At 68.1% G+C, this 23,554-nt stretch carries 18 protein-coding genes; 9 read left to right on the plus strand and 9 right to left on the minus strand.

Annotation, left to right across the window (positions count from 1 at the left end; genetic code table 11):
• Positions 1-16: 16 nt before the first annotated feature.
• Positions 17-3,010, plus strand: coding sequence for a sacsin N-terminal ATP-binding-like domain-containing protein (locus tag EV643_RS17155; RefSeq protein ID WP_166665463.1), 2,994 nt, complete (start codon positions 17-19; stop codon positions 3,008-3,010).
• Here EV643_RS17155 and EV643_RS17160 read toward each other — a convergent pair.
• Both EV643_RS17160 and EV643_RS17165 read right to left on the minus strand, forming a co-directional pair.
• Positions 2,991-4,787, minus strand: coding sequence for an AfsR/SARP family transcriptional regulator (locus EV643_RS17160; RefSeq protein ID WP_133801070.1), 1,797 nt, complete (start codon positions 4,785-4,787; stop codon positions 2,991-2,993). The two genes, EV643_RS17155 and EV643_RS17160, sit on opposite strands and share 20 nt — an antisense overlap.
• 48 nt (positions 4,788-4,835) lie before the next feature.
• Positions 4,836-5,648, minus strand: coding sequence for a class I SAM-dependent methyltransferase (locus tag EV643_RS17165; protein WP_133801071.1), 813 nt, complete (start codon positions 5,646-5,648; stop codon positions 4,836-4,838).
• 342 nt (positions 5,649-5,990) lie between these two features.
• Between EV643_RS17165 and EV643_RS17170 the strand changes: the two genes are divergently transcribed.
• Genes EV643_RS17170 through EV643_RS17190 form a run of 4 tightly spaced genes read left to right on the plus strand, consistent with a single transcriptional unit; the run spans position 5,991 to position 11,486 of the window.
• Positions 5,991-7,823 carry an ABC transporter substrate-binding protein gene (locus EV643_RS17170; RefSeq protein ID WP_238165631.1) on the plus strand — a complete coding sequence of 611 codons (1,833 nt, stop codon included), beginning with the start codon at positions 5,991-5,993 and terminating at the stop codon, positions 7,821-7,823.
• Positions 7,820-8,917 (plus strand): ABC transporter permease, encoded by a 1,098-nt coding sequence (locus EV643_RS17175; RefSeq protein WP_133801073.1) that lies wholly within the window; start codon positions 7,820-7,822, stop codon positions 8,915-8,917. Before EV643_RS17170 ends, EV643_RS17175 begins: the two co-directional genes overlap by 4 nt.
• A gap of 5 nt (positions 8,918-8,922) precedes the next feature.
• Complete coding sequence (locus tag EV643_RS45650; RefSeq protein WP_238165632.1) at positions 8,923-10,605, plus strand: dipeptide/oligopeptide/nickel ABC transporter permease/ATP-binding protein; 1,683 nt, start codon at positions 8,923-8,925, stop codon at positions 10,603-10,605.
• The gene (locus EV643_RS17190) at positions 10,602-11,486 is read left to right on the plus strand and encodes an ABC transporter ATP-binding protein (protein WP_133801075.1); all 885 of its coding nucleotides are present in this window, start codon (positions 10,602-10,604) and stop codon (positions 11,484-11,486) included. Before EV643_RS45650 ends, EV643_RS17190 begins: the two co-directional genes overlap by 4 nt.
• A 614-nt stretch (positions 11,487-12,100) precedes the next feature.
• Here EV643_RS17190 and EV643_RS17195 read toward each other — a convergent pair.
• A complete protein-coding gene (locus EV643_RS17195) occupies positions 12,101-14,152 on the minus strand; it encodes a phosphocholine-specific phospholipase C (protein WP_133801076.1) in 2,052 nt (683 codons plus the stop codon).
• 149 nt (positions 14,153-14,301) lie between these two features.
• Between EV643_RS17195 and EV643_RS17200 the strand changes: the two genes are divergently transcribed.
• A complete protein-coding gene (locus EV643_RS17200) occupies positions 14,302-15,243 on the plus strand; it encodes a metallophosphoesterase family protein (RefSeq protein ID WP_202869583.1) in 942 nt (313 codons plus the stop codon).
• 82 nt (positions 15,244-15,325) lie between these two features.
• On the opposite strand, the gene EV643_RS17205 is transcribed toward EV643_RS17200, so the two are convergent.
• The 4 genes from EV643_RS17205 to EV643_RS47215 all read right to left on the minus strand — a co-directional run bounded on the left by EV643_RS17205 (position 15,326) and on the right by EV643_RS47215 (position 17,314).
• A complete protein-coding gene (locus tag EV643_RS17205) occupies positions 15,326-16,276 on the minus strand; it encodes an NAD(P)-dependent alcohol dehydrogenase (protein WP_133801078.1) in 951 nt (316 codons plus the stop codon).
• Positions 16,273-16,497 carry a helix-turn-helix transcriptional regulator gene (locus EV643_RS17210; RefSeq protein WP_133801079.1) on the minus strand — a complete coding sequence of 75 codons (225 nt, stop codon included), beginning with the start codon at positions 16,495-16,497 and terminating at the stop codon, positions 16,273-16,275. Before EV643_RS17210 ends, EV643_RS17205 begins: the two co-directional genes overlap by 4 nt.
• A complete protein-coding gene (locus EV643_RS17215; RefSeq protein WP_133801080.1) occupies positions 16,491-16,919 on the minus strand; it encodes a hypothetical protein in 429 nt (142 codons plus the stop codon). The genes EV643_RS17210 and EV643_RS17215 overlap by 7 nt, the downstream gene beginning before the upstream one ends.
• A 101-nt stretch (positions 16,920-17,020) precedes the next feature.
• Positions 17,021-17,314 (minus strand): hypothetical protein, encoded by a 294-nt coding sequence (locus tag EV643_RS47215; RefSeq protein WP_502255083.1) that lies wholly within the window; start codon positions 17,312-17,314, stop codon positions 17,021-17,023.
• Between the two features lie 118 nt (positions 17,315-17,432).
• On the opposite strand from EV643_RS47215, the gene EV643_RS17225 reads away from it, so the two are divergent.
• Entirely contained in the window at positions 17,433-18,194 is a 762-nt protein-coding gene (locus EV643_RS17225; protein ID WP_133801081.1) for a BON domain-containing protein, read from the plus strand.
• Between the two features lie 154 nt (positions 18,195-18,348).
• Positions 18,349-19,707, plus strand: a complete 1,359-nt coding sequence (locus EV643_RS17230) for an NAD-dependent succinate-semialdehyde dehydrogenase (protein ID WP_133801082.1) — start codon at positions 18,349-18,351, stop codon at positions 19,705-19,707.
• Positions 19,708-19,743: 36 nt separating this feature from the next.
• Here EV643_RS17230 and EV643_RS17235 read toward each other — a convergent pair whose 3' ends face one another.
• Together EV643_RS17235 and EV643_RS17240 are read right to left on the minus strand one after the other, a co-directional pair.
• Positions 19,744-20,409 carry a hypothetical protein gene (locus tag EV643_RS17235; protein WP_133801083.1) on the minus strand — a complete coding sequence of 222 codons (666 nt, stop codon included), beginning with the start codon at positions 20,407-20,409 and terminating at the stop codon, positions 19,744-19,746.
• 72 nt (positions 20,410-20,481) lie between these two features.
• Entirely contained in the window at positions 20,482-21,669 is a 1,188-nt protein-coding gene (locus EV643_RS17240) for an MFS transporter (protein ID WP_133801084.1), read from the minus strand.
• A gap of 207 nt (positions 21,670-21,876) precedes the next feature.
• Here EV643_RS17240 and EV643_RS17245 point away from each other — a divergent pair, with 207 nt between their 5' ends.
• Positions 21,877-23,520: an AMP-binding protein gene (locus EV643_RS17245; protein WP_202869584.1), complete on the plus strand. Its 1,644-nt coding sequence runs from the start codon at positions 21,877-21,879 to the stop codon at positions 23,518-23,520.
• Positions 23,521-23,554: the final 34 nt, after the last annotated feature.

Here is a 23,554-nt window from a genome sequence, read left to right on the forward strand (position 1 = left end):
CGGATAGGCTCCTGGGGTGAGCGATGGTTTTGGGACCCGGGTGGTCAGGGAGCGCGTGCTGGCTGGGTGGGCGGCGGCGCCGGTGCGGTTCAGGGAGGATGCGAACGCCGAGGAGGAGCTGGCGCTCGGCGGATACCTGGACCGGGTGGTCGTCGAGCTGGCCCAGAACGCGGCGGACGCGGCTGCGCGGGCCGGCGTACCGGGGCGGGTGCGGTTCTCGTTTCGGGACGGGACGCTCGTGGTGGCGAACACGGGTGCGCCGTTGTCGGCCGACGGGGTCGAGTCGCTGGCCACGTTGCGGGCGTCGGCCAAGCGGGACGACGGGCAGAGCGCGGTCGGGCGGTTCGGGGTGGGGTTCTCGGCCGTTCTCGCGGTGACCGACGAGCCGGTGATTCTGTCGAGGACCGGTGGGGTGCGGTTCTCGCTGGCGGATACCGCAGCGGCAATCACGGCACTGGGGTCGTCCGGTCTCGACACCGAACTACGGCGGCGCGACGGTCAAGTGCCGGTACTGCGGCTGCCGTTCCCGGCCGAAGGGGAGCCGCCGGAGGGCTACGACACGGCCGTGATCCTCCCGCTGCGCGATGACGCGGCGACGGAGCTCGTACGGCGCCTGCTCGCTGAGGCCGACGACGCGTTGCTGCTCGCCCTGCCGGGGCTGGAGCGGATCGAGGTCGAGGTCGACGGCGAGGTCCGTGTGCTCGCCGACGCGGAGTCGCGCTGGTACGTCCGACGAGCCGTCGGCACCTTCGACGAGAGCGAAAGAGAGCTCCTGCTCGCGGACCGGCCGACCGAAGAACGTTCCCGGCCGTACTGGTCCGTGCTCTGGGCGTTGCCGCAGAACCCCGAGGTCGGCGTACCGCGGATCGTGCATGCGCCGACGCCGACGGACGAGCCGTTGTCGCTCCCTGCGTTGCTGTTGGCAACCTTCCCGCTGGACTCGACCCGCCGGCATGTCGCCAAGGGTCTGCTGACCGACTGGCTGGTCCGGGAAGCCGCGCTAGCGTACGCCGAGTTGCTCCAGGCCCGCGCCGAGGACGGGGCCGACGTTCTCGCGTACGTGCCGACCGGGCTCGCCGCCGGCACCGTCGACGGGGCGTTGCGCGAGGCAATCATCGCCGAGCTCCCCGGTACGCCGCTGATCCGCGCGGTCGACGACGGCACCCTGCTCCAGCCCCGCGATGCGGTCGTGGTCGAGGGCTCTGACGATGCCTTCAACGCGGTGCTCGCGCCGATCGTCCGTGGGCTCGTCCGCTCGACCAGACAGAGCCGGGTCGCCCTGGATGCCTTGCGGGTAAGGCGTCTCGACCTCGCCGAGCTGGTGGATCAACTCGGCTCGGCGGCCGAGAACCGCCGGCCCGAGTGGTGGCGTGAGACCTACGCAGCGCTCTCCGGGATGGTCACCGATCCACTGCTCCGGGAGGCCCTCGGAACTCTTCCGGTACCGCTTGCCGATGGCCGTCTCGTCCGTGGTGCACGTGGCCTTCTCCTGCCGGGACGCGAGCTCCCGAACGACGTACTGGCGACCTTCGGCGAGTACGGCGTACGCGTGGTGCACCCGGATGCGGTGCACGAGTCCCTGGAGCGGTTGGGTGCGCTCCCCGCGACGCCGAGAACGTTGCTCGAGGACAGCGCGGTTCGTACGGCGGTCGAGCACTCCGCGGACGCCGACGACCCGGCCGCGATCGCCGAGGCGGTGCTGGACGTGATCGCGGTGGACCCGTCCCAGGCCGACGGCATGTGGTGGCTGTCCGACCTGGTACTACGAGATGCCGACGGCGAACTGGTTCCGGCGAACGCGTTGGTGTTCCCCGGATCGGCAGCCGAGGCCGTGCTCGACGACGAGGAGGTCGCCCCGATCGACCGGGCCCTCGTCGATCGGTACGGACACGCCCCGCTCGAAGCGGTCGGCGTACTGAACACACTCACGGTCGTCTCCGCATCGGACGTCACTCTGGACGCACTCCCCGAGGCATTGGCCGACCTGGATGGGATCGAGGACTGGGCCGATGACGTCGCGCCCGACGGTTCGCGGTACGGCGCGACGGTCGGTGAGCTTCAGGCCGTTCGCGACCTGGACTGGATCACGGATGGCGCCTGGCCGCGGGTGCTCGAACTGTTCGGGTCGTCGCCCGAGCTGCGGCGTGCACTGGTCGGTCAGGTCCGGGTGGTCGGTCCGGACGACCGCCCGCTCGGCGTCCCGTCGTACGCGGCCTGGTGGATCAGGGATCGGGTCCTGCTGCCGGACGGTGAGCCGTTGGCGGGTCGCGCGGATCCCGAGGCGGATCCGGTGCTGGCGACTTTCCTCGATCCGGCGCCGGAGTGGACGGCCCGGCTCGATCCGGAGATCCGTACGGCGGTCGGGCTGGTCCGGACGGTCGCCGATCTGGACGTGGACGGGATCGGTCAACTGCTCGACCGGCTCGCCGAACCGGACCGAGAGGTCGAGGAGGCCGCGATCCTGCGACTCTGGAGTCAGCTCGGGTCGCTGACCGTGTTCCCGGACTCGGCACCGGAGTACGTGCGGGTGCTCGGCGACGACGAACTGAGCCGGGTCGTGGCGGCCGCGGATGCCGTGGTGGTCGACGGGCCGATGTGGTTGCAGCGCGAGGATCTGGGTGGGTTCGTGGTGGCGTCCGGGGCGGTCGCGGACGGGGTGAGCGACCTGTTCGAAGTACCGATGGCCTCGGAAGTTGCCGCCGGCAAGATCGAGACCGAGGGAACGCCGGCCGACACCCCGGCGATCGTCCGAGAGCTGGTCCCCGAGGTGCCGGACACCTGGTGGGAACACGAGGAGCTGGCCGTCGACGGCGTCGACGTCTCCTGGTGGGTGGACGAGAACGGCGAACCGCACGCCGCCACCTTCAACGGCCTGGCCAAGGCGCTGGCCTGGTCGGCCGGTCGGTGGTCGCACCGCCACGTCATCCTCGCCGTCCTCGACAACCCATCGCGCGCCTCGGAACTCCTTGTCGACACGACCTTCGACAGCTTCAGCCCACGAGCGGAGTAAGGGCCGGGTTGTCGATTCCGGCCGCGAGCGAACGGGCTGCGCCGACGGCTCGGGCATCCCCGAGGCGGGCGGCGTGAAGGTGAGCCCGGACGACGAGTTCTCGCATGTCGCACCGAGCGGCGAGAGCGGCGAGCCGGGGGAGCAACCGCCGGGCGCGCTCATCGTCGGACCGGTCGAGCGCGAGGTCGATCGCGGCGTCGAGAACATGCGCGTGGACCCATTGGTAGCGATCCGGTTCGCGGCTGGATCGCTTGATCGCCTGGTCGAGCCAGTCGACCGACGAACGGTAGTCGCCGCGATCCGCGCTCAGCAGCCCGAGCCCACGCCCCGCCATCCCTTCCCAGCAAGGGTCGTTGAGCTGGCAGCCCAGCGTCCACGACTGCTCGAAACCGTCCGCCGCCTGGTCGAGCCGGCCGGCCCGGAAGTCGAGTTCGGCGGTCAGCGCCTGCGGCCAAGGCAGGAAGGCGATCCAGCGCTGCTGCCGGACCAGTTCGAGCGACTCGGCAACGACCGCGGCGGCCTGGCTGTGCTCGGCCCGGAGCAGATGCGCCCGGCCGAGAATCGACAACGACCAGGCCTGCTGCCGAGGATCACCGGCCCGTGCGGCCAGTTCGGCCGACTCACCGAGCTGCTCCAGCGCGGCCGGATAGTCGGCCTGATCCGACGAGTTCATCCCCCGTACGCCGAGGATGGCCGACTGCTCCTCGTCGGTCTCGGCCAGCGCCTGCGCCTTCGCCAGCCAGATCTCGGCGGTGTTCCGGCGGCCGGCCTGGACCTCGACGAAACCCAGCTCCCGATGCGCCGCGACCGAGGTGGCGCGGTCACCGGCCTGCTCCGCGATCAGGATCGCCTCGTGCAGGACGATCGCGCCCTCCTCGTCGTGGCCGCGGATCGCGTGCACGAGCGCGCCACCGAGAGCCGCGAGAGCCCGCGCTTGTAGGCCGGCGTCGTGACAGTGGGCCGCTTCAGAGACCGCTCGCCGAAGGCACTGCAGACCGGCGTCGGCCGCCCCGGCGACGATCGCGGCGCGGCCGGCTTCGAGCTGGCTGACCGCTGCCGCCCGGCCGCCCAACGGCAGTTCGGTGGGGGAGTCCGGTCCGACCGTCGAGGCCTGCCGAAGCGCGGGCGACGCCTCGATCCCGAGCTCGCGCCGGAGCAGGTCCTCGCAGGCCGCGACCTGCCGCAACGCCGCGGACCGGTCTCCCGAGACCGCGAGGCTCCGGACCAGCAGTTCGTGATTCCCCTGTTCCAGCGGATTCGTGGCGACCGCCCGGGACGCGTACGGAATCGCTTCCCGCGCCCGGCCGGCCGCCACCAGGGACACCGCCGCCTCCCGGAGCCGCGCCTCGACAGCGGCGGACAGCCGCAGCCGCTCCACCAGCAACCACGACTCGAACTCCGGACACGAGGCCAGCTCGACCCCCTCGAGCAACTCACCCCGCACCTCGAGCAGCGATGACCCAAAGGCCGGAGTCGCGAGGAGTTCCTGGACGTCGACGGTCATCGTCCCGTCCAGCCCCGCGACCACCGGATCGCCGGTGAGCACGTCCGATACACCGAGGGCGCGGCGCAGTTCGGCCAGCGCCCACCGCAACGCCCCCAACGGGTCGTCGGCGTCCGCGAACAGCAACTCCGCAAGGCGTTTCCGGCTCGGCGGCCGGTCCGCGAGGACGACGTACCCGAGCAACGCCCACGCCTTCCGCCCGCGCGGCGACCGGACCGGAACGCCCCCGCGTTCGATCGCCGGCGGCCCGAGCAGCCGAATCGTCCCCACCATCGAACTCACCCCCCGCCCGTCAGTCTGACACTAGGGGCGCCTCCGGCGTCACCTCTTGATGCCGACCGCTTCGAGGTACTCCGCGGTGGCTGCGACGGTGCCGTCGTCGGCCCGGTTGAAGCTGCGCGGTACGTCGGCCAGCTCGGCGGCGAACTGGACCAGATCCTCCTCCGGCAACGTACCGGCCAGCTTGGTGATCGGTCCGTAGAACTGCCGGAACCAATCGGAGAAGTGCTCCGGCGAGCGGTACCTGAACACGTAATCGCGCTTCTGCGCGGTCCACTCGACCCGATCGCCGAACAGCTCGGCCAGGTGCTCCTCGGTGCCCCACAGCGTCGGCGGCTTCACCCCGGCCGGCGGCGGCGCCCACTTCGCGACCACCTTGAACATCTGCCCGATCATGCCGGCCGGAGTCCAGCAGGCCAGCGCGATCTTGCCGCCCGGCTTCGTCACCCGGACCAGTTCGTCGGCCGCCCGCTGGTGGTCCGGCGCGAACATCACGCCGACCGTGCTGAGCACCACGTCGTACGACGCGTCCGGTGCCGGCAGCTCCTCGGCATCCCCCTCCGTGAACGTCACCGGCAGATGCTCGGCGATCGCCCGCTCCCGGCCCTGCGCGAGCAGATTGGCCGCGTAGTCGACCCCGGTCGCCTCGGCGAACCGGCGGGCCGCCGCGATCGCCGCGTTGCCCTGACCACAGGCGACGTCCAGAGCGCGTTGCCCGGCCCGGATGTCGGCGGCCTCGACCAGCAACTCGGCGATGATCTGCAGCGTGTTGCCGACCCGGGGATAGTCCCCGGTCTCCCACCCGGTCCGCTGCTTTGCCTTGATCGCGGTGTAGTCCACAGCCGTACTCGTCATCTTTCTCCCCCTACGTTCCTTCTGCGATTTCTCAACTAGGCCGGGCTGGTCCGCGGCCCTTCCGCAGATCGAACCCGGTCACCGTGTGACGTGCCGTGTGACGTTCCAAGCGGGGGAGCTGTCCGCCGTTTGTCACGGAGAGCGAACCATCGTTGTCAGGGGTTGGTATATCGACTGATCTGCGGATATAACCTCACTGCTCCAACGTGGCAATGAACTCTTGCCAACGTTGTCAACGCTACTTATAGTCCGAGCAACGTTCCGGGGAGTGACATCGGACCCAGGGCAATCGAACTGGAGATGCCGTTCGTCACATCTGCCTCGCTCGAAGGGAGCCAGCTGGTGAACACCCGCCCGCAGTTCGAGGACGTCGCGGACGTCCTGAAATATCAACTCAGCCGCCGGAGCATGATCGGCGGGAGTGCCGCCCTCGGCCTGACCGGACTCCTCGCCGCCTGTACCGACAGCGGCGGCTCGTACTCCGACAAACCGGCCAACCAGCCCGCCGCCACCAAGTCGGTCCAGATCGGCAAGGCGAACATCCCGACCCCGCGGGACCAGACGGTCATCATCGCGCAGGTCGAGTACACGGTGTTCGACAGCTGGAACCGGCTGATCCCGAACGGCGCCCCCGCCAGCGCCGGCCTGGAGTCGCTGGCGATGGAGGCGCTGTTCTACCTGAACCTCGCCACCGGTGAGCTGAAGGCGTGGCTGGCCACCGAGTACAAGTACAACGACAACCACACCGAGCTCACCTTCAAGTTCGACCCCAAGGCGAAGTGGAGCGACGGCCAGCCGTTCACGTCGAAGGACTTCAAGTTCACCGTCGAGCTGCTCCGCGATCGTCGCGACCTGCTCGGCGGCGGTGGCGACCTGTCCGACTTCGTCAAGACGGTCGAGACGCCGGACGCGCAGACCGCGGTCATCAAGATGACCAAGCCGACCCCGCGACTGCACTACGGCTTCGTCGCCGCCATCGCGGCGCCGCTGTACGAGATCCTGCCCGAGCACATCTGGCGCGGGCAGGACCCGACCCGGTTCAAGGCGAACCCGCCGATCCGGACCGGGCCGTACGTGCTGGACAAGCCGATCCGCAACCTGAAGATGTTCGTCTGGAAGAAGAACCCGGACTACTGGGCCAAGGACAGGCTGGACCCGGCGCCGCAGTACGCGATCTTCCAGAGCACCTCGAAGCAGGCCGACCAGGCGGCGCTGGGGTTCGAGAAGGCGGAGTTCGACGTCGGCTCGATCGACGCCGAGCACGCCAAGCAGCTGACCAACCAGGGCTACCCGAACCTGGTCACAACCCAGTTCCACGACCCGAACCCACGGGTGCTGTGGCTGAACAACGACCCGGCCCGCGGGGTGATGGCGGAACCGAAGATGCACTGGGCGATCAACTACCTGATCGACCGGCAGAAGATCGGCGATTCGGTCTGGCAGGTGAAGGTGCCGCCGGCGATCTATCCGTGGGCGGACTACCCGAGCAACGACAAGTGGAAGAACGACGAGCTGGCGGACAAGTACAAGTTCGAGTTCAGCCCGGACAAGGCCACCCAGCTGCTGGACGAGATCGCGCCCAAGGGCGCCGGCGGCAAGCGGATGTACAAGGGCAAGGAGATCAACCTGGAGATGATCACTCCGTCCGACGTCAACGGCGGCGAGTACGCGATCGCCAACCTGATCAAGGCCGAGCTGATCAAGGCCGGGGTGCCGACCACGTTGCGCAGCCTGAGCGGGTCGGTGCACGACGAGAAGCTCCAGCGCGGCGAGTACGACATCGACTCGATGTGGGCCGGGTTCTCGTTCGACCCCGAGCAGCTCTACATGGACTGGGAGAGCTCGAAGGCCAAGCCGGTCGGCAAGAACGCGGTCAACCTGAACAAGATGCGCTTCCGGGACCCGCAGCTCGACCAGCTGTCGGCGAAGCTCGCCCAGCTGGATCCGACCAGCCCCGAGGCGAAGCCGCTGCTGGACCAGGCGCTGGAGATCTACTTCCAGAAGCTGCCGCTCGTCCCGGTGATCCAGACCGGCTACCCGTCGTTCTTCAACACCACGTTCTGGACCGGGTGGCCGACCGACGACGACCTGTACCAGGTGCCGCTGAACTGGTGGCCGCACTTCATCTTCGTCCTCGGCAGACTCAAGGCGACGGGCCAGAAAGGACCGGCGTGACGGCGGAGGCACCGCCGGTCGCCGCTGTCGAGGAGTCATCGAAGGACACCACGCCCAAGACCGCGGTCAGGGCGTGGTTGTCCCGGCATCCGCTGGCGGCGTACGCGATCCGGCGGTTCGGTATCTACCTGGTCGAACTGTGGGGAGCGCTCACCATCGCGTTCTTCTTCTTCCGGCTCATCCCCGGCGACCCGATCCGGACGCTGATGCAGACCCTGGAGCAGAACTACGTCTACAACCAGCAGGTCAGCGCGGAGGTGATCGGCCGCTACCGGGCCGAGTTCGGGCTGGACGGCAACATCTTCTCGCAGTACCTGAAGCACCTGAAGAACCTCGTGCTGGAAGGGGATCTGGGACCGTCCCTGATCGCCTACCCGACCCCGGCGCAGGACGTGATCCTGCAGTCGTTGCCGTGGACAATCGGTCTGCTCGGCGTCTCCGCCGTGCTGGCCTGGGTGCTCGGCATCGTCATCGGCGCGATCGCCGGCTGGCGGCGGGGCAAGCTCGGATCCGCGGTCGCCACCAACCTGTCGATCGCGCTCGCCCACGTCCCGTTCTTCTTCGTCGCGCTGATCCTGGTCTACGTGTTCGCGTACAGCCTTGGGGTGCTCCCGGCGCGATCGGCGTACGACTCGAACCTGAGTCCCGGCCTCAGCCTGGACTTCATCGGCAGCGTGCTGAAATACGGGCTGCTGCCGGGGTTGTCGGTGGTGGTGATCGGCACCTTCGGCTGGATCCTGTCCACCCGGATGCTGATGATCCCCATCCTCGGCGAGGACTATCTGGTGTACGCCGAGGCGAAGGGCCTCAAACCGTGGCGGATCCTGACCCGCTACGCGCTGCGGAACTGCTACCTGCCGCAGGTGACCGCGTTCGGCATCTCGCTGGGCTTCATCTTCAACGGCAACGTCCTGGTGGAGCAGTTGTTCAACTACCCCGGACTCGGGACGACGCTGGTCACCGCGATCCGGCAACTCGACTTCAACACGATTCTCGGGGTGACCGACATGGCGATCTTCTCCGTGCTCACCGCTGTCTTGCTGCTCGATCTCCTGCTCCCGTTGCTTGACCCTCGGGTCAAGTACTGGAAGTGATGGCGATGAGACTGCTGACAGCTGCCCTGCGGACCGTCCGGCGCAGCCGGCGGTTGGCCACCGGGCTGATCGTGCTGGGGTTGATGGTGTTGCTCGCCGTCTTCAGCCCGTTGATCGTGAAGGCGATCGGCGGCGGGACGGATCCGCTCGAGGTGGCGGCGTACGAGAAGTGGCTGGTGCCGTCGCCGGGGCACCTGCTCGGGACCGACCAGTACGGCCGGGACGTGCTGGCGATGGTGGTCAGCGCGATGTCGGTGTCGCTGCAGATCGGCGCGATCGCCGGGGTGATCTCGACTGTGGTGGGCGTGATCGTGGCGTTCGTGGCCGGGTACAAGGGCGGTTGGGTGGACGGGATCCTGTCCACCTTCACCGGGATCCTGCTGGTGATCCCGACGTTCCCGTTGCTGATCGCGCTGTCGGCGTACGCGAAGGACGTCAGCCTGTTCCAGGTCGGGGTGATGATCTCGATCTTCAGCTGGCCGTTCGCGGCGAAGACGATCCGGTCCCAGGTGCTCAGCCTGCGGTCCCGCCCGTACGTCGACCTGGCCCGGGTGACCAAGGCGCGGGACCTGGAGATCATCTTCACCGAACTGCTGCCGAACCTGCTGCCGTTCATCGGGGTCGGGTTCGCCTCGTCGGCGCTCGGCGCGATCTTCGGCCTGGTCGGGCTGGAGGTGATCGGGCTCGGGCCGGGTGGCGTGATCGACCTCGGCCAGATCATCTTCAGCGCGATCAGCACCGGGGCGCTGACGCTCGGGGCGTGGCCGATGTTCGTGGTGCCGATCGGGCTGCTCACGCTGCTGTTCGCGGCGCTGAACATGGTCAACATCGGGCTCGAAGAGGTCTACAACCCACGGCGAGAGGAGTCGCCGGTGAGTGACGAGACCGTGCTGGAGATCTCCGGCCTCGAGGTGAAGTACGCGACCAACCGCGGTGATGTGACGGCCGTCGAAGGACTGGATCTCGCGGTCCGCCGGGGCGAGATCCTCGGCATCGCGGGGGAGTCCGGGAGCGGCAAGAGCACGCTGGCGGTGGCGTTGCTGCGGTTGCTCAAACCGCCCGGCCGGGTGACGGCGGGGAGCGCCCTCTTCCACCCGAAGGGCCGCTCGCCGGTCGATCTGCTGAAGGTGTCGGGGGAGGAGCTCCGGGTACTGCGGTGGAGCGCGCTCTCCTATCTCCCGCAGGGATCGATGAGCTCGCTCAACCCGGTGATGCGGATCCAGGACCAGTTCCGGGACGTGATCCTCGAGCACGCGCCGGATCGGAAACCGGTGTTGGGTGAGCTGATCCCGCGGCTGCTCGGCCAGGTCGGCCTGGAACCGCGGGTGGCCCGGATGTACCCGCACGAGTTGTCCGGCGGGATGAAGCAGCGGGTGCTGATGGCGATCTGCGTCGCGCTGGAACCGGATCTGGTGATCGCGGACGAGCCGACCACAGCGCTCGACGTGACGATCCAGCGGGTGATCCTGCAATCGCTGGCTGATCTGCGGGCCGACTTCGGGGTCACGTTGATGGTGATCTCACACGACATGGGGGTTCATGCCCAGCTGGTGGATCGAGTTGCAGTTATGTACGACGGCCGGCTGGTCGAGGTCGGCGACGTACGGCAGGTGTTCAAGGATCCGCGGCACGACTACACCCGGGAACTGATCGAGTCCATCCCACGGGTCGGACGGAGGGCATCGTGACCAAGACGATCGAACTCAGGGGCGTTGAGCAACGATTCCATGCGCGGGGGACGCCTGGCGGGTACCTGACAGCGGTTGACGACGCGAGCTTTACGCTGGCCGCGGACCCGGCGCAGGTGGTGAGCCTGGTTGGGCAGAGCGGAAGCGGTAAGAGCACGATCGCCCGGCACGTGCTCGGACTGCAGAAGCCGTCCGCGGGGAGCGTGCTGTACGGCGGGAAGGATATCTTCAAGCTGAGTCGGGCCGAGTACGACGACTATCGGCGTAATGTGCAGCCGGTCTTCCAGGATCCGTATGCAATCTTCAACCCGTTCTATCGAGTGGATCGGGTGCTCTGGAAGGCGGTGAAGAAGTTTGGGCTGGCGTCGTCGCGGGCTGCCGGTTTGGAGTTGATCGAGGAGTCGCTTCGGGCGGTGAAGCTGGAACCGGAGCGGGTGCTGGGGCGGTATCCGCATCAGTTGTCTGGTGGGCAACGGCAACGGGTCATGCTCGCCCGGGTGCATATGCTGCGGCCCGCGTTCATCATCGCGGACGAGCCGGTGTCGATGCTGGATGCCCAGGTGCGCAAGCTGTTCCTGAACATCCTGCTCGATTTCCAGCGCGATCATGGGATGACGACCCTGTTCATCACGCATGACCTGTCAACTGTCTACTACCTGGGCGGGTCCGTCATGGTCATCACGAAGGGCGTGATCGTGGAGCGAGGGCCCGTCGATACGGTCATGCATGAGCCGTCGCATCCGTATACCCGGCTCCTGCTGGACTCGATCCCGCAACCCGACCCCGACCAACGCTGGACCGATCGCATCGATGTCGACGAAGCAACTGGGGCGGAAGGTGCGGCCCCGAAGGCGAGCATTCCGGAGACGCCGATCATCTAGGTGTGTACGGCGGGGATGGGGGCGGGTGGTTGCGCTCGGCACGCGATGCGGGTGGTTCGGGGGTCGGGTCGGTGTGGTTGGCGTCTCCGGCTGCTTGAGGGTGCTGGTCGGGGCGGCGTGCGTCAAGTGCGCCTTCGGCGTCCCTTCGGGATCTTCGACACTTGACCCACACCACCCCGACCAGGGGAAGGACGCAGCTATCGCGGAGCCGCCGGGAGGTATGGCGACCTTGTTAGGTCGGACAGGCGGTCGTGAACGGATGACAGGGCCGGGTCGGATCGCCGCCCAGCATCGGCGGAGCTCTGTCCGCCGCCCTAGCCCCGGATCCCGGCACCGCATGCAAGAACCCGCAACCTTGAACAACAAACCGGGACCTTGAACTGGCTATTTCATGTTCACGGCCCCCACTTCTTGACCGAGGTCCCCAGTGGCAGCCCGACCCGGCCCCGGTCCCGCTCACCACACCGGGCAGGCATGGCCGGCGAGGTCCGCATTTCGGGGGTTGACCTTTGAGATGCATGGTTGCCCAACGAGATTTTGGTGGGGCAACCATGCACCTGGGAGGTTAGCCTCTGAGATTCGGCTCGGGGGGGGGTGTGGTGGTGAGGGGGTGGTTATGCCGTGATGATGCCGGGGTCCGAGGTGCTGGGGGTGCCGGTTTCGATGTGGCCGGCTAGGCGGCGGGTGTAGGTGGGGTCGGCGGCGGAGGTGATGGTTACGTCGTACCAGTGGTGGGTGGGGAGGGCGACGGGGTGGTTCGTGGTGGTGTTGGCTCGGATCAGGAGGTGCTGTACGAGTCCGCCGTACGCGTTGGTGATGGTTAGGTTGTGGTCGGTGGGGGCGGAGTTGGTGATCGTCAGGTCGAGGTCGCCGGTGAGTTTGTTGTGGCGGGCAACGATCTCGGGGACGGCGACGGGTTTGCCGCGGAAGGTGCGGAGGAAGCCGTTCGGGCCGTGGACGGTGAGGTTGTAGCTGCCCTTCGAGTAGGCCGAGTTCCAGCTGTCGGAGAGCGTCTTGCCGGCCTCGGTGGTGTACGTCCACGGGCCGTCGGTGCGGTTCGCGGCGGTGACCAGGAACTGGGCGGCCGCGTCCGGTCCTGACTGGAAGGTCAGTTTGTATTTGCCGGTCGAGGGGTCGGCCAGGCCGTCGACGGCTGGGGCGTAGGGGAGTGGTCGCGTCGGGCGGGCGCCGCGCTCTTGGCCGGGGAGCCGACCGACCCTGGGTGGGGTCGGCACGTAGTCCGGGTGGCGGTCGTTGTCCGGCGGCTCGTATGCCGTGGTGTCGGGGAGCGTTGCGGGCTGCGTGACGGTCGTGCCGAAGTCGAAGGCGGAGGTGAGGTCACCGCAGATCGCCCGCCGCCAGGGCGAGATGTTCGGCTCGTGGACCCCGAACCGGCGCTCCATGAACTGGATGATCGACGTGTGGTCGAGCACCTCGGAGCAGACGTAACCACCGGTGCTCCAGGGCGAGATGACCAGCATCGGCACGCGTTGGCCGAGACCGTACGGACCAGCGACGTACCGGACGCTGCCCGGGAACAGGTCGGGAGAGACGTCGACCGTGGACAGTCCCTGGGCCGCGGACGAGGGCGGGTACGGCGGGACCACGTGGTCGAAGAAGCCGTCGTTCTCGTCGTACGTGATGAAGAACGCGGTCTTGCTCCACACCTCCGGGTCGGCGGTGAGCGCGTCGAGTACCTGGGCGATGTACCAGGCGCCGTAGTTGGCGGGGAAGTTCGGGTGCTCGGTGAACGCCTCCGGCGCGGCGATCCAGGAGATCTGCGGCAGCCGGTTGCCGAGGACATCGGCCTTGAGTTGGGAGAAGAGGTTCTCGCCGGCCTTCGCGTTCGTACCGGTCCGCGCCTTGTCGTACAACGGGTCGCCGGGGGAGGCGTTGCGGTAGGTGTTGAAGTAGAGCAGCGAGTTGTCGCCGTAGTTGCCGCGGTACGCGTCGTTGATCCAGCCCCAGTGGCCGGCCGCGTCGAGGCCGTCGCCGATGTCCTGGTAGATCTTCCAGGAGACACCGGCCTGCTCGAGCCGCTCCGGGTAGGTCTTCCAGCCGTAGCCGAGTTCGTCGTTGCCGAGGACGGGACCGCCGCCGGTGCCGTCGTTGCCGGTGTACCCGGTCCACATGTAGTAGCGGTTCGGGTCGGTCGAGCCGATGAAGGAGCAGTGGTACGCGTCGCAAATGGTGAACTTGTCCGCCACCGCGTAGTGGAACGGGATGTCCTCGCGGTTCAGGTACGCCATCGTGGTCGCGGTCTTGGCCGGGATCCACTGGTCGTACCGGCCGTTGTTGAAGGCCTGGTGACCGTCGTTCCAGCCGTGCGCGAGGTCCTGGATGAACTGCAGGCCCAGGTTGTCCGCGTCGGGCCGGAATGGCAGCGTCTCTTTGCCGCCCTTGGCCTGGTGCCAGACCGTCTTGCCGCTGGGCAGCGTCACCGGCCGGGGATCGCCGAAGCCGCGCACGCCGTTCAGCGCGCCGAAGTAGTGGTCGAACGATCTGTTCTCCTGCATCAGCACGACGATGTGTTCGACGTCCTCGATGGTGCCGTACCGCCGGTACGCCGGGATCGCGGCGGCCTGCTCGATACTGCTCGCCATCGCGGCGAAGGCGGCGCTGCCACCGGCCAACTGCAGAAACCTACGACGGTTGATCTCAGCCATGACTGTTCTCCTCGGGGCGGACGAGTAACGCCGGGGACCATAGCGCGCAGAATTGTGCGTAAACAAGACCGTGTGAGCATCAAATCGCAGTCCGCAGGTTGAACGACTGGAGACGCCACGGCATCCGCCAGACGTTCTATCGTGGGGGTGTGGGGGAGCGGGGTGTGCTGCTGCGTCTGCTGGGGGCGGCGATCCTTGGCGCGGGTTGTGTCGCTTGTGCGGACGACTCGGCCGTACCGCCGCCCGGTCCGCCGGCGACCGTGGGCAACAGCCGGCCGAATCCGACGGCGACCGGGGCGGTCCTGGTGGGAGCGGGTGACATCGGCGTCTGCGGCGAGACCTCCGACGAGTCCACGGCCAACCTGCTCGACCAGATCCCCGGGGTCGTATTCACCACCGGCGACAACGTGTACGACGACGGTACGGCGAAAGACTTCAGCAGTTGCTTCCAGCCGTCCTGGGGGCGGCACCGCGACCGGATGCGCCCGGCGCCCGGGAACCACGACTACGACACCGAGGACGCTCGCGGGTACTTCGGCTACTTCGGTACGGCGGCCGGCGATCCCGCGAAGGGCTACTACTCGTACAACCTCGGCGCGTGGCACATCGTCGTACTGAACTCCAACTGTGACCAGATCGGCGGCTGCTTCGACGAGTCCGAGCAAGCCCGGTGGCTTGCCGCGGACCTGGCCGCGACGCCGACGCGGTGCACCCTGGCCTACTGGCATCACCCGTACTTCACGTCGGGTGGCAACCACAAGCCGGAGAAGTCGATGCAAGCGCTGGTCGAAGTGCTCTACGCGGCCGGGGCCGACGTGGTCGTTGCCGGGCACAACCACAACTACGAGCGGTTCGGCAAGCAGAACCCCGCCTACGATCCCGATGATGCGCGGGGTCTCAGGGCCTTCGTCGTCGGCACCGGCGGCGGGGGCCTGTACGACTTCGACACGGTCGCGCCCAACAGCGAGTCCCGGACCGACGACACCCACGGCGTCCTCAAGTTCACCCTGGACGCCGAGTCCTACCGCTGGGAGTTCATCCCGGTCCCAGGCAAGACCTACACCGACGAAGGCACCGACGTCTGCCACTGACGTCAGCGAGAATGGCGCGGTGGACGAACTGCCTTGGCGGCGGATGTGGTGGAGCGGGCCGACCGGCTGCTGCGGCTGGAGGTCAGATCGTGAGGACCAGTTTGCCGCGGGCGTGGGTTTCGGTGAGGCGGCGGACGGCTGATGCGGCGTCGGCGAGCGGGTAGCTCTGGTCGATGACGGGCTTCAGAGCGCCTGCCTCGATCAGCTCGCGGAGTTCGTCGTAGACCTCGGCCTTCTCGGTGGAGACCAGAACCGCGAGGCGCTGCCTGATGAAGGGCGAGATGAGCAACGCACGCAGCCCCCGATCGAGGCCACCGAGGAGTTTGCCGCTGGTTTCGGCGCCGACGATCATCAGGGTGCCGTGGGGGGTGAGGGCCCGCCGGAGCTCGGTGAGCGTGCGGGCGCCGGCGGTGTCGAGGATGAAGTCGTACTGCTCGGTGATCTCGTCCTGGGTGTAGTCGATCACCTCGTCAGCGCCGAGTTCGCGGACCAGGTCGAGCTTCGTCGTACTGCAGACGCCGGTGACGTGGGCACCGCGGTGCTTGGCGAGCTGTACGGCGAAGGTGCCGACAGCGCCGGCCGCGCCGATGATGAGTGCCCGCTGCCCGGACTTGAGGTCGCTGAGTCCTTGGAGCGCTGTGCCCGCCGAGATAGGCATCGCGGCGGCCTGCTCGAAGGTGAGGTTGGACGGTTTGCGGGCCAGCCGCTTCTCGGCGCCGGCGGCGTACTCGGCGAAGGAACCGTCACAGGTGCCGTAGACCTCGTCGCCGACGCGGAAGCGGGTGACCTCCGGGCCGACCGCCTCGACCACCCCGGCGACATCGCGGCCGCGGACTCGCGCCCTGGGCCGGCGCAGGCCCATGGCGAGCCGGACCATATAGGGCCGCCCGGCCATCAGGTGCCAGGTGCCGATGTCCACGCCGGCGGCCCGGACGTCGATCAGCACTTCCTTGCCGCGGGCAACAGGCTTGTCGATCTCCGCGAGCTGCAGGACGTCGGCGGGGCCGTATCTGTCCTGGACGATTGCCTTCATTTTTCCTCCCCTGGGTACTGGAACACGTCGTCGAGCGGTACGCCGAGGACGTGGGCGATCTGGAACGCGAGCTCGAGCGAGGGGGAGTAGCGGCCCTGCTCGATCGCGATCACGGTCTGCCGGGTGACGCCGATCCGTTTCGCCAGTTCGGCCTGGGTCATCTCGTCCCGGGTGTACCGCAGCGCCCGGATCGAGTTGGTCACCCGGGTCGGCTTCACCACGGCTGGAACCCCCGGCGGTAGGCGAAGATCTTCGCCACCGACCCGAGCAACGCGGACAACACGAAGGCGAGATAGACCGCGTTCGCGATCCAGAAGTGGTCCACCTCGGCGATCGCCAGCAACATCGCCGCGACGCCGCCGATCACCACGAACGACTGCCCGATGTGATCACCGAACCGGGCGATCTGCTGGTCGCGCTGGTCCTTCTGGTTCGCCTCCTTCGGCGACACACCCACGACCACCGCCTGCACCACCATCGCGGCGACGATCGCCGCACCGATGATGGCCAGCATCACCCCGGCGTACGGCGTGTCCGCGAGCCCGGCACCGTCGGCCCGGGCCAGCACGAGCGCGACGTACACGGCATAGCCGATCGCTGACACCACGAGCATGATCCACGCCCGCTTCTCCTCGAACGCCATGCCGCTCCACCCTCCATGTAAAAAATCTTTGACACCCCGAAGGTAGGTCAGATCCTGGGGGATGTCAAAGATTCTTTACTTGTGGAGGTTGGCTGTGCCGATTACCGGGCGACGGCCAGGCAGGTGGCGGTGGACTTCTTGGTGGGGTCGCTTTCGGAGGTGGCGGTGAGGGTGATCCGGCCCAGGGTCGCGGAACTCGCGGCGTACTTGGCCTGGACTCCGACGGTGACGCGTTCGCCGGCCTGGGCGGTGGTGAGCGCGTTGGGCAGGTTGACAGTCCAGCCGCGGCCGTCGATCGTGGCGGACAGGCGGTAGACGTCACCCTTCAGATAGCGGCTGACGTCCTCGGGGTGCTGACCTTGCGGGGCGGCGGCCTTTCTGGATGGAGGATTCAGGCGGCCGGTACGGCGTCGAGCTGACCTCGTTCGGCCGGCCGGACAGTGCCGAGGCGCATGCTCGCGGTCGCGACTGGGTACTGCATGGCCGAGCCAGAACCGGAGAGGATGACATCTGATGCGACTCGCCGTTCACCGAATCAGCCGGCCCGCGCCGCAAGCGTCCCGCCGCGAGCAGTTGCTCAAGGCGGCCGGCCTGACCGCCGTGAGCGCGAGTGCCGGAGCTGTCACGGAGTACCTGCTGGATCCGGAGCGCGGACACTCTCGCCGCGCACGGCTCCGCGACAAGACCGCCCACGCGGCACATGAGGTCAACGAGGGCCTCGAAGGTCTGTCCCGGGACCTCTCGAACCGCGGCCGAGGCGTCGCCGCGGGCGCCCGGTATCGCGTGGTCGGGCGGATGACCGACGACGCCGTCCTGCACGATCGGGTCCGCGCCGAACTCGGTCGCCAGGTCAGCCACCCGCACGCCATTCAGGTCGAGGTCGACGACCGGACAGTGACCCTGACCGGTGACGTCCTGGCTGCCGAGGCCGACCAGGCCATTCGCGCGATCAACCGGATCCCCGGCGTGAGAGACGTCGAGACTCAGTGGCGCGTGTACGACGAACCGGGGGACGTCCCGACTCTCCAGGGTCGTGCCCGTCCCGGCAAACCGCAGTCCGGGCTTCGCCAGGAGAACTGGTCACCCACCGCGCGCCTGCTGACCGCGGCCGGCGTGATCGCGTCGTGGCCCCTCTCCAGCCGCCTCCCGGCAACGGTCCGCTGGACGATGCGCGGCGCCGGCTCGGTCCTCGCGGCCCGCGCCCTCACCAACCAGCCCCTCCGCCACCTCGCCCGCCGCCCGTCGCCCCACCCCACGGCACCTCACCTCGCCTGAACCCACCCGCCCTCGACCGCACCGATGCGGTTGACCGGGTGCCCACTCCCAGTGGGAAGGAGCGCCGTCAGCGAGATCCGTGTATACAGTATGTACTTGAGCGGTTAGCCTTTGGGCTTGCGCACTGACGTAGAGAACGGAGGACTCGTTCCCCATGTACGCAGTCACAGACCCGGCGACGGGTGAACTGATCGAGGAGATCGAGAACGCGACCGACGACCAGGTGCGAGCCGCGATCGAGCGGGTGCACCGGGGGTACGCCGGTTGGCGTCGCCGGACGGTCGAGGAGCGTACGGCGATCGTGGCCCGGGCGGCGGAGTTGTTCGCCGAGCGGACGGACGAGCTGGCCGCGATCATGACGCAGGAGATGGGCAAACGGATCAACGAGGGCCGCGGCGAGATCGGCGTCGTGGTCGACATCTTCCGGTACTACGCCGAGCACGGCCCGGCCCTGCTGGCCGACGAGCCGTTGACGATCAAGGGCGGCCGGGCCGTCATCACCAAGGAACCGATCGGCGCGCTGTTGGGCGTGATGCCGTGGAACTTCCCGTGCTACCAGGTGGCCCGGTTCGTCGCGCCGAATCTGGTGCTCGGCAACACGATTCTGCTCAAGCACGCCTCGATCTGCCCGCGCTCGGCGGTGGCGATCGAGGCCGTACTGCGGGACGCCGGCGTACCGGATAACGCCTATGTCAACGTGTTCGCGTCCAGCCGGCAGATCCCCTGGATGCTGGCGGATCCGCGGATCGCCGGGGTCTCCCTGACCGGAAGTGAGCAGGCCGGAATCTCGGTCGCCGCCGAGGCCGGTAAGAACCTGAAGAAGTCGGTCCTCGAACTCGGCGGCTCCGATCCGCTCATCGTGCTCGACACCGCCGACATGAACGAGACCGTCAAGGCCACCGCGACCGCCCGGATGCGGAACTGTGGCCAGTCCTGCAACGCGCCGAAGCGGATGATCGTGCTGGCCGACATCTACGACGAGTTCGTCGACCGGCTGACCAAGCGGGTCGCCTCGTACTACATCGCCGGCAACCCCTCGGACCCGAAGACCACGCTGCCTCCGCTCGCCTCGATCGCGGCGGCGGACGAGGTGGCGGGACAGGTCGCGAAGGCGGTCTCGCAGGGCGCGACCCTTCGTACCGGTGGTCGCCGGATCGGGCCGGGGGCGTACCTCGAGGCGACCGTGCTCACCGACGTGACGCCGGAGATGGACGCCTATGCGGAGGAGATCTTCGGTCCGGTCGTGCTCGTGTTCCGCGCCGAGACCGAGGAGGACGCGATCCGGATCGCCAACGACTCGCCGTTCGGGTTGGGGGCCAGCGTCTTCGGTACGGATCCTGCGCGCAACACCCGGGTGGCCCGCCAGATCGAGGCCGGCATGGTCTACCTCAACACCGCCGGCGGCTCCCAGGCCGACCTCCCATTCGGCGGCATCAAACGCTCCGGCCTCGGCCGCGAACTAGGCCCCGCCGGCATCGAGGAGTTCATGAACAAGAAGTCGATCAGGTTGTAGGCCCGCGGGGGCACCGCGTTCGTGCTGATCCGGAACTCAGCCGGCCGCGTCGTCATTGGGGTCCGGCCTCGACCTGCCACGGACCCGGCGATATCCCCGGTGCGCGGGGAACACCACGAGGCCGGCGTACAACAGAGCCGCCGCGGCGCCGATCAGGGCCGTGGCGGTTCCGCCGGTTCCGGCGGTGTCCGCGAGCACCGCGCCGAGTCCGGCGGCGATGATCACGTTGACGGCGCCGGTGAAGACGAAGGCACTGGCGAGGAAGTGGGAGAGCCCGCTTCTCCTGACGCCCATGTCGTAGGTGCGTTGGATCCCGGCCGCGTCATCCGTCCAGCCTGTCACCAGGTGGTCCTTGACCCCGGGATCGATCTCGACGTACGCCGCGCGAAGCCGGTTCATCCCGACGACGAGCATCAGGTCCTGCTGGCTGGCGTTGCGCACGCGGAGCGCCGTGAGTGTGCCGGTGACGAGCACGGAGAGTCCCAGCCACACCGCCAGCAGACGGAACGAGTCGTTCAGTCCCACCACCTGGAGAGTCAGGGCGAGGACGACGAGCGAGGCCGAGGCGAAGGTGAACTGGGCGGTGATCCTGCCCATCACCTCCGCCCAGGTCTGGCTCCGCGTCGCCAGCAGGCTCCAGTGCTCTGTGGCGAGGATCTGTGCCCGGACCGCGATGCCGGCCCTGACTGGATCTTCCGTCATATCGCTCATCATCCGGGCAGAAGTCCGATTCCGTCTGTACCGAAGACTCGCCGGTACCCGAACCGGCTGAGCTCAGTGGGTCGGGGTGAGCTCCAGGGTTGGTGCTGGAGCTGGGGAGCGGCGGCGGTCCAAGGCACCGGAGAGCACGGCCAGGAGGAGGGCGGCGAAGGCCATGGCGGCGCCGGCCCAGTTGGTGGCGGCGTAGTCGTGGCCGGCGGCGATGACGACACCGCCGAGCCAGGCGGCGAGGGCGTTGCCGAGGTTGAAGGCGCCGATGTTGACGGCCGAGGCGACGGTGGGGGCGGACTCGGCGCTCGCGAGGGTCCGCAGCTGGAGGGGCGGGACGGTGGCGAAGCCGAATCCGCCTAGCAGGAAGAGGGTGATGATCGCCGGTACGGGCTTGTGGGCGGTGAAGCCGAAGACTGCCAGTACTACGACGAGGGCCGCGAGGACGGTATAGAGGGTCGGCATCAGCGCGCGGTCGGTGAATCGGCCGCCGAGCAGGTTGCCGAGGATCAGGCCGGCGCCGAAGACGACCAGCAGCCAGCTGACTGCGTTCGCCGGCAGGCCGGCGTCCTCGGTCATCATCGGGGCGATGTAGGTGAAGGAGGCGAAGACGCCGCCGAAACCGAGCACGGTCATGGCGATCGCGAGCCAGACCCGGATGCTGCGGAAGACGGCGAACTCCGCCGCGAGCCGGGCGGTGGCCGCCCTCGGCGTATTGGGGACCAGGATCGCGATCCCGGCCAGGCCGATGACGCCGAGTGCGGCGACTACCCAGAAGGTGGCGCGCCAGCCGAGGTCCTGGCCGATGAACGTGCCCATCGGGACGCCGAGCACGTTGGCGACGGTCAGGCCGGTGAACATCAGGGCGATCGCGCTGGCCTTCTTCTCCGGTTTGACCAGGTCCGCGGCGGCTACTGAACCGACTCCGAAGAAGGCGCCGTGGCAGAGGGCGGCGACGATCCGGCTGAGCATCATCATGGTGTAGGTCGGCGCTATCGCGGACAGCAGGTTGCCGGCGATGAAGACGACCATCAACAGCATCAACAGGTGCTTGCGGCGCATGCGGTTGCCTAGTGCGGTCATCGGTAGGGCACCGGCCGCGACGCCGAGCGCGTAGCCGGTGATGAGCCAGCCTGCGGCGGGGATGGAGACGCCGAACTCGGTGGCGACCTCGGGGAGCAGACCGGCGATGACGAACTCCGTGGTGCCGATCCCGAACGCGCCGATGGCAAGCGCGAGGAGAGCGAGCGGCATGAGGTTCCTCCTGATGAGGGCGACGGTTACCGGCGTCGACAATACTTGCATACGCCGACTAAATCCAAACGCCGACTATGTTCACGCTCAACAGGAGCTGACCGGACTCCTGGCTATCCGGGCGCTCCGGTGGCGGGTTGACCGAAGCCGTGACGGATAATCCATGCATATGATAAATAGTTATAGACCAGACAGGGAGGGCGACACATGGCTGCTGCGAACCCGATGGTGTACCGCGACCTGGTGCCGGCCTTCCCCGATCCGGACACCTGGACGTTCGCCCACGTGCTACGTCACCACGCTTCCGCGAGGCCGGCCGCGATCTGCCTCGACCATCCCGACCAGGGCCTGACGCTGACCTACGCCGAAGCGCTCGACTCGGCGGAGCGGGTCGCGTCGACGCTGTACGGCGCCGGTGCCGGGCAGGGCGACCGGGTGGTCATCATGGCGGCCAACTCGTCCGAGCTGGTGCGCAGTTGGTGGGGTACCGCGGTCGGCGGGCTCGTCGAGGTGCCGATCAACACCAACTACGAGGGCGAGTTCCTCCGGCATCAGCTCGCCATCGCCAAGGCAAGGTTCGCCGTCATCGACGACACCTTCGCCGAGCGGTGGATCGCCATCGCCGAGCACGCCCGTGGGATCGAGAAGTTCTGGGTGATCGACACCGGTACCCGGGACAAGGCCATCCGCCTGCTGCAGGACAACGGCTGGCAGGCCTCGCCCTGGGAGGAGCTCGAACACGGCCCGAAGTCGGACCTGCCGACACCAAAACCGCAGGACCTGGGCGCGATCTTCTACACCTCGGGCACCACCGGCCCGTCCAAGGGCGTGGCGATGCCCAACTCCCAGCTCTACTTCTTCGCCCAGGTCGTGGTCTCGCTGACCCGGCTGACATCCGAGGACGTCTACCTCACCACGACGCCGCTGTTCCACGGCAACGCGCAGTTCATGGCTGTGTACCCCGCGATCGTCGCCGGTGGACGCGCGGTGGTGCGACCGAAGTTCAGCGCCAGCCGCTGGATCGACCACGTCCGCGACTCCGGCGTCACCGTGACGAACTTCGTCGGCGTGATGATGGACTTCGCCTGGAAGCAACCACCCCGGCCGGACGATCGCGACAACAGACTGCGCTGCGTGTACGCCGCGCCGACGGCGGTCACGATCCTTCCGCAATTCAAGGAGCGATTCGGGATCGAGGCGTTCGTGGACGCGTTCGGCCTGACCGAGACGTGCGCGCCGATCCTGTCGCCGTACGGGGTGGATAGGCCGGCGGGCGCGGCGGGGTTGCAGGCGGCCGACTGGTTCGACATCAAGCTGGTCGACCCCGAGACCGATCGCGAGGTGCCGGTCGGCGAGGTCGGGGAGCTGGTGGTCCGGCCGCTCGTCCCGGGGATCTGCAGCAACGGCTACTACAACATGCCCGAGAAGACGGTCGAGACCTGGCGCAACCTGTGGTTCCACACCGGTGACGCGTTGCGCAAGGACGAGGACGGCTGGTTCTACTTCATCGATCGCTACAAGGACGCGTTGCGCCGGCGGGGCGAGAACATCAGCTCGTACGAGGTCGAGCAGGCAATCCTCGGCCACCCGGCGGTGACGGAGTGCGCCGTGATCGGCGTACCGGCCGACGTGGAGGCGGGGGAGGACGAGGTGCTCGCGGTGATCGTGGCGGCCGAGCCGGTGACCGCGGACGAACTGTGGCAGTTCTGTGCGGGACGCATCCCGGCCTTCGCGATCCCGCGCTACCTGCGGATCGTCGACTCGCTACCGAAGACGCCGTCGCAGAAGGTACGCAAATCCGTGCTCCGAGACAACGGCGTCACAGCCGACACTCATGACAGAGAGCCGTGACCCAAGGTGCGACCGGCCGTCACAAGGGAGAGCC

It is taken from the genome of Kribbella caucasensis (genome assembly GCF_004361855.1).
GTDB classification, from domain to species: Bacteria; Actinomycetota; Actinomycetes; order Propionibacteriales; family Kribbellaceae; genus Kribbella; species Kribbella caucasensis.

What these genes read in the sequence shown, in the direction of transcription:
- EV643_RS17215 (WP_133801080.1), bottom strand. Translation starts at nt 16,919, where the DNA reads ATGGCGTTCGAGGAGAAGCGGGCGTGGATCATGCTCGTGGTGTCAGCG.
- EV643_RS17225 (WP_133801081.1), top strand. Translation starts at nt 17,433, where the DNA reads ATGCGACTCGCCGTTCACCGAATCAGCCGGCCCGCGCCGCAAGCGTCC.
- EV643_RS17245 (WP_202869584.1), top strand. Translation starts at nt 21,877, where the DNA reads ATGGCTGCTGCGAACCCGATGGTGTACCGCGACCTGGTGCCGGCCTTC.
- EV643_RS45650 (WP_238165632.1), top strand. Translation starts at nt 8,923, where the DNA reads ATGAGACTGCTGACAGCTGCCCTGCGGACCGTCCGGCGCAGCCGGCGG.
- EV643_RS17235 (WP_133801083.1), bottom strand. Translation starts at nt 20,409, where the DNA reads ATGACGGAAGATCCAGTCAGGGCCGGCATCGCGGTCCGGGCACAGATC.
- EV643_RS17205 (WP_133801078.1), bottom strand. Translation starts at nt 16,276, where the DNA reads ATGAAGGCAATCGTCCAGGACAGATACGGCCCCGCCGACGTCCTGCAG.
- EV643_RS17230 (WP_133801082.1), top strand. Translation starts at nt 18,349, where the DNA reads ATGTACGCAGTCACAGACCCGGCGACGGGTGAACTGATCGAGGAGATC.
- EV643_RS17165 (WP_133801071.1), bottom strand. Translation starts at nt 5,648, where the DNA reads ATGACGAGTACGGCTGTGGACTACACCGCGATCAAGGCAAAGCAGCGG.
- EV643_RS17160 (WP_133801070.1), bottom strand. Translation starts at nt 4,787, where the DNA reads ATGGTGGGGACGATTCGGCTGCTCGGGCCGCCGGCGATCGAACGCGGG.
- EV643_RS17240 (WP_133801084.1), bottom strand. Translation starts at nt 21,669, where the DNA reads ATGCCGCTCGCTCTCCTCGCGCTTGCCATCGGCGCGTTCGGGATCGGC.
- EV643_RS17195 (WP_133801076.1), bottom strand. Translation starts at nt 14,152, where the DNA reads ATGGCTGAGATCAACCGTCGTAGGTTTCTGCAGTTGGCCGGTGGCAGC.